Here is a 1794-nt window from a genome sequence, read left to right on the forward strand (position 1 = left end):
TAGGGTGGAGCACGTCGAGGTCTTTCGGGATGGTGAGCGTGAAGAACTTCCATCCTCCGGGAGACCTCGACCCCTACCCAGCCAGCGACGCGCTCAACCCACTACACCCTCGTTCGTGAAGAGCCAGAAATCGGGGTGCGAACGAGGTGGCTGCCGGTCGTCGTCCACAGCCGCGAATAGTCGCCCTGGGCATGCACCCAGCGCACGTCGGCGCGGCGAATGATGCGGGTTTCGGAACCAACGGTGACGGGAATCTTTTCGTCGGACACGGCGGGAGAGCCAGCAAGATTCGCATCGATCGCGCGGCCGAGCGCGACCGTGAGTCGCTCGAGCCGCACCGGCTTCAGCACGTAGTCAACGGCCGCAACGTCAAACGCGTCGACGGCACGCGAGTCATCAGCCATGACGAAGATGACGGCGGGACGCTGCTGAAACTGCTGCAGGGCACGGGCAAGATCGAGGCCGCTGAGACCGGGCATGTGAATGTCGAGAAACACCACGCCGACCGATGTCGCACTGAGAACACGCAGCGCATCAGCGCCCGAGGAGACTCGGTAGATTTCACCCACGCGTGCGTCAGCGCGCAGCAGAGCGGTGAGCTCGTTCAGTGCGGGTGCCTCATCATCGGCGATCAGAATGTCGACTGTCATGCCATCGTTTCGTGTCATGCGCGCCATCGCGCACGTCTCAGGGTACCCGCCCGCCGGTCACTCCAGCCCGCGCACCTCGGCACCGAGCCAATCGGCGAGCTTCACCCGCCCGCTGCAAAACCTCCAGCATGCGCGGCACCTGGTTGGGTCCGTACCAGCCCGACTCCGAGCGGTGGGCGACCGCCGCCGTGTCAGGAATGCCCGGCGCAGCCAATGGCCCCTGTGCGCGCACGGCAAGGCGCCGAGCCTCATCTTTCGTCAGCTGCACTGCCACGGCGACACTCTACGCCCCGCTGCCGACACTCACACAGCCCCGGCTTCCCCATCCGCGCGGGCCTGGTTCCAAAATCCATACCGCCCTCTCCTAGGCAACCGGGCACCGCCTACCGACGCTACGGCGTCGCGTGATCGGGCTGTGACTTCGGTACGCGCACCCGCACCATGGTTCCGGCCCCCTCGTTGGTCTCAATCACGAGGCCTGCGTCGTCGCCGTACAGTTGACGCAAGCGGCGGTCGACGTTGCGCAGACCCACGTGGTCGCTCGTTGCCCGCGCATCGAGTAGTGCCTTCGCGCGGTCGGGAGCCATGCCGACGCCGTTGTCTTCGACGGTGATTTCGGTGTGCGTGCCATCGTCAACACTCGCAATCGTCACGAGCCCACCGTCGATGTCGGGCTCGAGCCCGTGCTTGACCGCGTTCTCGACGAGCGGCTGTACCGACAGGTACGGAATGACCGTCGTCAGCGTCTCGGGCGAAATGCGCAGGCGCACGCTCAGTCGATCACCAAAGCGCGCCCGCTCAATCTCGAGGTACGAGTGGATCGCCTGCAACTCCTCGGCCAGCGTCGTGAACTCGCCGTGCCGCCGAAACGAATACCGCGTGAAGTCAGCAAACGTCAGCACGAGTTCGCGCGCCCGTGCTGGGTCGGTCGTGGTGAATGACGCGATCGCGGTGAGTGCGTTGTAGATAAAGTGCGGGCTGATTTGGGCCCGCAGCGCCCGCAGCTCGGCTTCGGCTAGGTGTGATGTCCAGGCAGGTTGTTGAGTCTGCTGATGGGTGCGGCTCCGACTGCGGAGTGGTGCCTGTGATGATTGTAGGTGTGTAGCCAGGCGGGTAGCGCGGCTCGGCGTTCGGATTCTGATCC

2 protein-coding genes and 2 pseudogenes are annotated in these 1794 nt (G+C 65.0%); all 4 read right to left on the reverse strand.

Annotated features, from left to right (window positions below; genetic code table 11):
• Positions 1–101: 101 nt before the first annotated feature.
• Positions 102–668 (reverse strand): LytR/AlgR family response regulator transcription factor, encoded by a 567-nt coding sequence (locus tag ACQUSY_RS13305; RefSeq protein WP_428904922.1) that lies wholly within the window; start codon positions 666–668, stop codon positions 102–104.
• Between the two features lie 19 nt (positions 669–687).
• On the reverse strand, positions 688–924 hold the full coding sequence (locus ACQUSY_RS13310; protein ID WP_428904923.1) for a hypothetical protein: 237 nt from the start codon (positions 922–924) through the stop codon (positions 688–690).
• Positions 925–1042: 118 nt separating this feature from the next.
• Positions 1043–1669, reverse strand: a pseudogene (locus tag ACQUSY_RS13315) (sensor histidine kinase); the annotation flags it as partial.
• Positions 1666–1794: pseudogene (locus ACQUSY_RS13320) on the reverse strand (IS481 family transposase); the annotation flags it as partial. The pseudogenes ACQUSY_RS13320 and ACQUSY_RS13315, both read right to left, overlap by 4 nt.

This window comes from Microbacterium daqui (assembly GCF_050408675.1).
In the GTDB taxonomy this organism is placed as follows: Bacteria; Actinomycetota; Actinomycetes; order Actinomycetales; family Microbacteriaceae; genus Microbacterium.

Bases quoted from the DNA above. Each gene is read 5' to 3' on its own strand.
- ACQUSY_RS13305 (WP_428904922.1), bottom strand. From the start codon at position 668: ATGACACGAAACGATGGCATGACAGTCGACATTCTGATCGCCGATGAT.